This window comes from Arthrobacter endolithicus (genome assembly GCF_026627425.1).
Lineage (GTDB): Bacteria > Actinomycetota > Actinomycetes > Actinomycetales > Micrococcaceae > Arthrobacter_M.
The window spans coordinates 1-7687 of record NZ_JAPNLH010000037.1 but is presented as its reverse complement, the minus strand read 5'-3'; the positions used below and the strand labels follow the sequence as shown (position 1 = coordinate 7687).

7 protein-coding genes are annotated in these 7687 nt (G+C 59.7%); 1 reads left to right on the top strand and 6 read right to left on the bottom strand.

What is annotated here, in order from left to right; all coding sequences use genetic code 11:
* Window positions 1-602 precede the first annotated feature (602 nt).
* On the top strand, window positions 603-926 hold the full coding sequence (locus tag OS914_RS17705) for a DMT family transporter (protein WP_267547379.1): 324 nt from the start codon (window positions 603-605) through the stop codon (window positions 924-926).
* Window positions 927-1444: 518 nt separating this feature from the next.
* Here OS914_RS17705 and OS914_RS17700 read toward each other — a convergent pair.
* The 6 genes from OS914_RS17700 to OS914_RS17675 all read right to left on the bottom strand — a co-directional run.
* A complete protein-coding gene (locus OS914_RS17700; protein WP_267547378.1) occupies window positions 1445-2305 on the bottom strand; it encodes an HAD hydrolase-like protein in 861 nt (286 codons plus the stop codon).
* A gap of 377 nt (window positions 2306-2682) precedes the next feature.
* Window positions 2683-3432, bottom strand: a complete 750-nt coding sequence (locus OS914_RS17695) for an HAD family hydrolase (protein ID WP_267547377.1) — start codon at window positions 3430-3432, stop codon at window positions 2683-2685.
* 384 nt (window positions 3433-3816) lie between these two features.
* Entirely contained in the window at window positions 3817-4818 is a 1002-nt protein-coding gene (locus OS914_RS17690) for a Gfo/Idh/MocA family protein (RefSeq protein ID WP_267547376.1), read from the bottom strand.
* A 411-nt stretch (window positions 4819-5229) separates the two neighbouring features.
* Window positions 5230-5649 carry a cupin domain-containing protein gene (locus tag OS914_RS17685; RefSeq protein WP_267547375.1) on the bottom strand — a complete coding sequence of 140 codons (420 nt, stop codon included), beginning with the start codon at window positions 5647-5649 and terminating at the stop codon, window positions 5230-5232.
* 239 nt (window positions 5650-5888) lie between these two features.
* Window positions 5889-7283, bottom strand: coding sequence for an NAD(P)-binding domain-containing protein (locus OS914_RS17680; RefSeq protein ID WP_267547374.1), 1395 nt, complete (start codon window positions 7281-7283; stop codon window positions 5889-5891).
* Window positions 7284-7348: 65 nt separating this feature from the next.
* The coding region (locus tag OS914_RS17675; RefSeq protein WP_267547373.1) for a heme-dependent oxidative N-demethylase subunit alpha family protein at window positions 7349-7687 on the bottom strand (339 nt) is incomplete at its 5' end.

Below are 7687 nucleotides of genomic sequence, written 5' to 3'. Positions count from 1 at the left end.
AAACCCCTTCGATTCGATCATCGGCCCCAAAACGGCCGAACAGATACTTTCTGGCTCACAACCATCGTCTCGAAACAAACGGGCAGGAGGAACACTGTTTTCTGACAGTTCTTACTACACTTAAGGACAGGCCAAACCATCCCACCCCAAAAAGATGGCTATGCCAACTAAAAGTTGTCGCAAATCGCTTCGTGACCCGAGCACGCCGCTATGAGTTTCGATGTAGCCTCGGTCGGCGCCGGCGGTGCCTGGCGTTCTGTGGCCGGGATGATAAATGTAGGGGTCTACCCTCCAGGGAAAAAAGCTCCAATTCGGCACCAAGAAGAACGGCGTCAACGGCAGCAGACAAAGACAATCACCCCGTGCGTGGCACCGGAGTCGACGCCGGAACATCCGCAGGATCACCTGGCCGCCGGAGACATCCAGATGCCGCCGGGAGGATTCGCGCCACGCGGCTGAGTAGAGTGGTAGCACTCATGGGTAACTGCGGAACGGCCAAGGTAGTGTGAGAACCTCGAAATCTACCCGGTTGCCCATACTTTCCCACTTACCACAGAAATCCTGACGCACACTTCTGTCAGGAGAGCAGAAGGTCAATAGTCATGTCGTGGATCATTCTTGTGGCATCGGGGGTTTTGGAAGCTGTTTGGGCCACCGCACTGGGCAAGTCCGACGGCTTCAGCAAACTTGGGCCGACCGTTGTTTTTGCCATCGCCATCCTGATGAGCATGGCGGGCCTAGCCGTGGCCATGCGCGAAATCCCCACCGGAACGGCCTACGCTGTGTGGGTGGGCATTGGGGCCGCGATTACGGTCAGCTACGCCATGATCTTTGGCGGCGAGTCCACCTCGGTGATCAAGGTGTTGCTCATTTTTGGGCTGGTGGGCTGCGTGATCGGCCTGAAGATGGTCGATCAAAGCCTCTGACCGCCGGGCCAATCTCGAAGCCTTTATCCCAGCTTCACACGTCCAGGTCCCCCTCGGCTAGGTTCTGCGCGGCCAGCAGCGCCATGACCATTTCCCTCTCCTTCTTCACGTAAAACCCCGGTCCACACCGGCAGCGCCGCCGGCAATTAGCCGATTCAGGGTACGCCCGGCCAATAAGTGTGAGACCTGCACCCATGTGGGAACGTCGTCTGTCCTTCCCTTTACGGACGCCAGGGAGGAAGAGCGCGCCCGCGGCCCGGGCAATGAAACGAAGCAGCGGCCAGGGCAGCCCAGGCTGGTCACCTTTGCAAGCGGAAGCACATGCTGTGGGCTCATCCGTTCGGCCGGCATATGTGACGATCGACCCGGCGGCCTAACCGAAGGGGAGTTCCAACCGTCGCGAATGAGGGTTTCCTCTGACCCCCCGTGTCAGGAAGATGGACGATAGGCCCATCTTGGAGGAGGAGAAGTGAATTTGACCGCCGTGACTAAACCCTTCCCACTGACGATTGCCAGGTTCAATCGCTGCCTGATCGAGCCGGGGCGAATCCAAATGAGCCGACCGCCCCCGTTCCGGCCGGGGCAAGTCCCAGAGCCCGGCCAAGTTCCGTGCAGGAATGCACGACTTCCGCAACGCCTGCCGCCGCCAGTTCGCCTTCAGGGGCGAAACCCCATGAGACGCCAATGCAGTCCAAGCCGTTGGCGCGCGCACCGTAGACGTCCTGGTGCCGGTCCCCCACCATGATGGTGCGGCGCGCTGTAGAGTGTGGGCTGGCATGACCTTCCAGCCCCTCGAGGGCCGCGGCGATGACACCTGTCTTGTCTGCCCGGTACCCCGGCTCGAAGGGCATGAGCGTCTCGTCAGCGTGCGATCCGCAGATCAGGTCAAAGGAATCGGCCAGCCCGTGGTGGGTCAGCAGCGTATGGGCAAGCGGCTCGGGCTTCTGGGTGGCCACGGCCAATTGCAAGCCCGCAGCACGGAGTTTTGTAAGCAGCTCCCCGATTCCCGGGTACACCCTCGACATCGCCATCCCCTCCCCTGCATACCAGGCGCGGTACGTGGCTATGACCTCGCCCACCAGGGGTTCCGGCACGCCGGCAATCGACACGAGCGCGTCGGAGAGCTTGGGCCCGACCATTTTCTCCAGCTCTGCGGGCTCGAGCGTGGGCAGGCCCAAGGCCTGCAGCGCATGGGCGATGCCACCGGTGATGCCTCCCGCCGGGTCGACAAGCGTGCCGTCAAGGTCAAAAAGGACAGCGTCAAAAAGGATGGCGTCGAAAAGGCCTGTTCCCGGCGCGACGGATCCAGAAAGCGGGCGCGCCTGCGGCTTGGCGGGAATCGTGTCATCGTCGGGCGCGACGGGCGCGGCAATATTCACGTCCACAGTTTCCCACAGTCCCGGCGGCCGGCCGGCATCCACGCCCGGGCGGCCTATAGACGGCTAGTGCCTATCCGGCTAGCTCATTTTTTAGACTCACGGCATCTCGAAACTGTTGCCTGGACGGTCGTCGCCGGACACTCTTCTGGCCTAGCGTCGGATAATTGACTAGATCACAAGACGCCCCAACTGTTGCTGCACCGGCTAAGAACCGGCTAATGGAGGATCTGCGGCGGTGTCGGCGACAGATTGAGGGCTGTCGATGTAACGCTCATGCTACTCAGTTAGACGACAGTGTCATCGATGACATTGAATGCCTTCACGGCACTGACGTGCGCTCCCGCAGACGATGTTAAGAGCCGGTACCTTCACCCGACTCAGGATGTTCGCCACGCAACGTGGATACCGCTGGCCGTGGCCAAGAATTTGAGCTCAACCAAACTGTTAATGACGAGATCGGCACTCAGATCAGCCGCTACGTGTGTACCCGCCACCGCCAGGGTCGTGCACCCGGCATCCTGGGCGGAGCGCAGACCGGCCGCTGCGTCCTCGATGACGAGGCAGCGGGCGGGGTCCAAGCCCAGCCGCTGGGCGCCGCTCGCGAAGGGTTCGGGGTGCGGTTTGCCGCGCACGACGTCGTCGGCGGTGACTACCACGCGGGGCGGGACCAGCCCGGAGGCCGTGATTCGTGCCGTGGCCAGGGGCCGTGTGCAGGAGGTGACGATCGCTTTGCGGTTCTCCCCGATGGCCGAGAGCGCTTCGGCTGCTCCCGGAAGGATGGTGACATCACTGACTTCGGCGATCTCGATTTGTTGAATGCGCTCAAAGGCTTCGTCGAACTCTTCGGGCGGGACCAGGGATGCCACAATGTCCCGGCCCGGCTGGCCGTGGGCACCCTCGAGGAACGATGGATCGAGTCCACGTTCGGCACACCACGCGAACCAGGCGCGACGCACCGCGGGGGTCGAGTCTATGAGGGTGCCATCCATGTCGAACAGGACGGCGTCAAACGTCTGATCGATCACGGGTCGCAAAGGTCTGCTAACCTCCGCGGTATCGGCTCCGGAGACAAGGATAGTGCGTTCGGTGAACTGGGTCATGGATGCGGCGTCTTTCTTTCTCGTCACTCTGGCATGGATTTTGGGCTTATCACCTGTGGAATCGCCCGTCAAAAGACACATGTAACCCTCACCATGAGGGTTCAGTCGGATTTGAGCAGTGATTGGCTTGTGGTCATCTAGGCCGACTCCTCGGCTGGAACTACCCCGAAAAACCGGGGGCTGTCCCCCGCACGGCTCACGGTTCTCATCTCAAAGGGAAGTTCTTCAGGCCCCGACTGACCGAGGATGTCCGAAAGGGAGATTGGCTGCGGCGTCATCAACAATGGGGAACTAGTTGCTGGATGGGTTTCGGCAATGGGGAATGGACGCCGAAAACCGGCTTTGCGATTGGCGTCTCCGGCTGGAGCGGCGAAATCTACAGCTAACGCTCGGGCCAGCGTCAGAATTTGGTCACGATTCAGCCGCCTCCTCTTGTTTCCGTGCTGCCCTGTCGAGGCCTACCAAAACCCGCGCGTTGTTTGCCGCGTCCCTGAGATCGTAGCGCAGCGGCGTACCGTTTAGGACGCTGTCGGCAAAGTGCTCGCCCATCCGTACGAAGTGGTTTTCGCCTTTGACCTCGTGATAGATAGTCTCCTGCCCGAAGTGGTGCTCCTCCAGCACCGAATCCTCCTCCAAGAGGCCAAAAGGATTGTCGAGGTAGAGCCGGCCCTCGGTGCCCGTAAGTTCTAAAAAGTTGCGGCGCTCAAGGTTCACACCGGTATCAAAAAGTGCAGTTGCGCTGCCGGGAAAGCGCAGCATGCCCGCAATGCTGGTGTCGATTCGACCTCCGTCGTTGGCGTCGCGGTAGTTGCCAAAGGCGGCGAATCGAGTCGGCTCCTGCGCGGTGACCATCCGGCTCACGTTGACGCAGTAGCACCCCGCATCGAAGAGTGCGCCGCCGCCGAGCCCGGTATACCAGCGGATGTTGTCGTCCCCACCCGCGTCGAAGGAGTGACCGACGTGGACAAATGTCAATTTGCCCACCGCTCGGGCCGCGAGCAGCTCTTGCAGCTTCTCGAAACGTGGGTGAAAACGGTACATGAAGCCTTCTAAGACTTTCAGTCCGGTCTCGTCGGCCTTGCGCATAATCTCCTCGCACTCGGCGGCACTCATCGCCAAGGGTTTTTCACAGAGGACGTGCTTGCCTGCGTCCAAGGATTTTAGAATCCACTCGAGGTGTAGTGCGTTCGGCAGCGGAATGTAGACGGCGTCGATGTCCGGCGAAGCGAGCAGCGCCTCGTAAGAGCCAAACGCCTGTGGGACCCCGTGCTTGTCGGCGTACTCCCTAGCCTTTTCCTCGGTACGGGAAGCGATACCTACAACCTCACCGTTTTTCGTTTCCTGCAACGCCGGAATTGTCTTGCGGACGATGCGGGCGCTACCCAAAACGCCCCAACGCAATTTCTCGCTCATTAAGCTCTCCTTTTTTGACCTACCCCAACTGGGAAGGCTCCTGCGAACCGCAGCGCTAATTGGTGGGATTTCTGAACGATAAATGTCCATAGAACCGGAGGGCTCTTCCTGCTGCCCGTCGCTTTAAGTGTTTGAAGGTTCTCCGCGTTTCGTGGTGAATACCAGCCCGCTGAAATGAAACTATGCCACCGTCCGGGCGGCTCTCAGTAGGATACGTGACTGGTAGTTGGTCGGGTCGCCGAACCCACGGGCAATTCTTTTTCATCTTTGTGATCACGGTGTTGGCTGCTAAGGCGTCGGCTTTTGGTTAGATAGATACCGCCCATTCTGAACAAGCTTGCGCCAAAACCCCGTGACTACGCCGCACACCATGGAATTAGTCATCGAGGGAGGCCGCATCATCGACGGGCCCTAGATTTCCTCGTACCGGAAGGAATGGGACGCCAGGCCTTCCGGATTGGGTCCATAGACAGTGACCATTCGCGAGTAAACCGGGGCCCAGTACCGGCCCACTCCGCCGGGATTCACACGCGCCGAATCCCCCGGTTTCAGGATGACGGTCTTGCCTTGGCTCTCGATATGGAGTTCGCCTTCCACCACAAAATTGGTCTCGCTGTGCGGGTGAAAGTCCTCCCAGGCACAGGCCTCCAGCTCCCATTCGGAGAGTATGAAGTCGTCCCATGGGCCGATGGGGTGGGCATTTATGAATCGGCAGCGTAAGCGTGGGCCCCCGATCTTCATCGGTTCCATAGTCTTCGCTGGCCAGAAATTGATCGCCTCACCGGTCGTCAGTGTCGGGCTGGGCTGCTGCTTAGTTGTGTTGGTGTTCATCGGTCCAACCATTTCTTGAAAGATTACGGAATTCGGTCAGGAGGGGCGATTCTGCGGGGAGGCGTTAGACCAGTCGCGGTGGCTGCCTGCCGCCATGATGCGTGTAACGGGTGCGTAGGTTAGTAGTCGATTTACCCATTCATTCCGATAAAAACCTACAAGAATTTAGCGTTGATTGAATCTTTTTAGTTTCCAATTTGTAGGATTCATCAACGATTTACCAGTAGGGACCCCCGCACCTAAACGGCCACAGTGCTGGTGGCGGCGGGCGCACCTGCGTCCACGTCCTCCGAAGGGCCCTGCAGGTACCGTTCCAGGGAGTCATCCATGGCGTTGAGCCAGCGCGTGTGGTGCTTTGCCGACACGGTGCCGGTGACCACGGAGCGGTGGACGGCGTCGCGGTAGCCGAGGATGTCCGCGTGCTTATTGCCCATCCAGTCCTTGAACAACTGGGAGACTGCGTCCAAGTCAAAGGATGGGTAGTCGGTGGCGTCGATCAGCTCGCCCAGGTAGTCCGACTGGTAGTCAGTCTCGGCATCGTGGTCCGTCAGCCCTGCTTGGCGCTTGAGCCAGAGCTGGATGTCTGTCTCGCGCTGCGCCAGAGACGGTAGCTCGATGACTCCGGTCATGACATCGCGGGCAAACCAGGCCTGGGCGTCAAACATGTTAAAGGTGTAGTACTGGTCCTGCGCCCCCAGGTAGAACAGGTTGGTGTTCTGCTGCCACACCACTCCTTTGTAGAGGTTGGCGGGGTACAGCACGTTTGCCGATTTCAGCGACAGCTCGTTGGGCAGGAACGGATATTTGTGCTGGTATCCGGTGCACAGCACGACGACGTCAAAGTCACCTTGGGTGCCGTCGCTAAAGTGCGCGATGCTGCCGTCAAAGTACGTGACGAGCGGGCGCTCCACCGTATTCCTGGGCCAGTGATAGCCCATGGGGGCGGTGCGGTAGCTCAGGGTGATGGACGCGGCACCCATCTTGTGTGCCTGCATGCCGATATCCTCGGCGGAATAGCTGCTGCCGATCATGAGCAGGCGCTTGCCGACAAAGCGTTCGGCGCCGCGGAAATCGTGGGCATGTATGACTTCGCCCGGGAAGGTTTTGATGCCTCTGAACTCGGGGACTGAAGGGACGGAGAAGTGACCGGTGGCAACCACTAGCTTGTCAAAGATGTGCGTCTCCGTGGTGCCGGTGGAAAGGTCCTCCACTGTCAGGGTAAATTCTTGCGCGTCCTCGTTGTAGCTGGTGTGGCGTGCAACGGTGTTGAGCCGGACGTATTTGCGGACATCCGACTTTTCCACACGGCCCTTTATGTAGTCGAAGAGAACCTCCCGGGGCGGGAAGGAGGAGATGGCACGGCCAAAGTGCTCGTCAAAAGTGTAGTCGGAGAACTCCAGACATTCCTTGGGCCCGTTGGACCACAGATGCCTATACATGCTGCTGTGGACAGGCTCGCCATCGCCATCCAGGCCGATTCGCCAGCTGTTGTTCCACTGGCCACCCCAGTCCGCCTGCTTTTCAAAACAGAGGATATCGGGGATGGCGGCACCCTTTTGGCGTGCTGATTCAAACGCCCGCAGTTGTGCCATGCCGCTGGGGCCCGCGCCAATGATTCCGATTCGCAATGCCATGATTCTCTCCTCACTCATTAGATCTTTAGTTCCCTTTTGTGCGGTGTTGTGGGTTGGCTTGGGTGTTAGGTCAGTAGCCAGGTGGATGCGGCTTTGCGGTAGCGGCTGATGCCTTTGTATTCGGCCATGTCTTCGGGGAGTTCTGTGAGTACGTGGCCTAGGCGTTCGCGCCAGAGGGGTATTTGGGCGATGTCGGTGAGGGGTAGGAGGTAGGAGCGGATCAGGAATAGCACGGCTCCGGTGTGTGGGAGGCAGAGCATGTGCTGAACTTCCACTGGCAGGTGGAGCCTGTTGGGTAGGTCGGGGTCTGTTGCTATGGTTCCGCGGTCTGGGGCCCAGTCCGGGTAGGTTTCGGTGGAGGTGTCCAGGCGCCGGTCTACGGTCATTGTCCAGTTGGTTCTGCG

Bases quoted from the DNA above. Each gene is read 5' to 3' on its own strand.
- OS914_RS17705 (WP_267547379.1), top strand. From the start codon at position 603: ATGTCGTGGATCATTCTTGTGGCATCGGGGGTTTTGGAAGCTGTTTGG.
- OS914_RS17690 (WP_267547376.1), bottom strand. From the start codon at position 4,818: ATGAGCGAGAAATTGCGTTGGGGCGTTTTGGGTAGCGCCCGCATCGTC.
- OS914_RS17685 (WP_267547375.1), bottom strand. From the start codon at position 5,649: ATGAACACCAACACAACTAAGCAGCAGCCCAGCCCGACACTGACGACC.
- OS914_RS17680 (WP_267547374.1), bottom strand. From the start codon at position 7,283: ATGGCATTGCGAATCGGAATCATTGGCGCGGGCCCCAGCGGCATGGCA.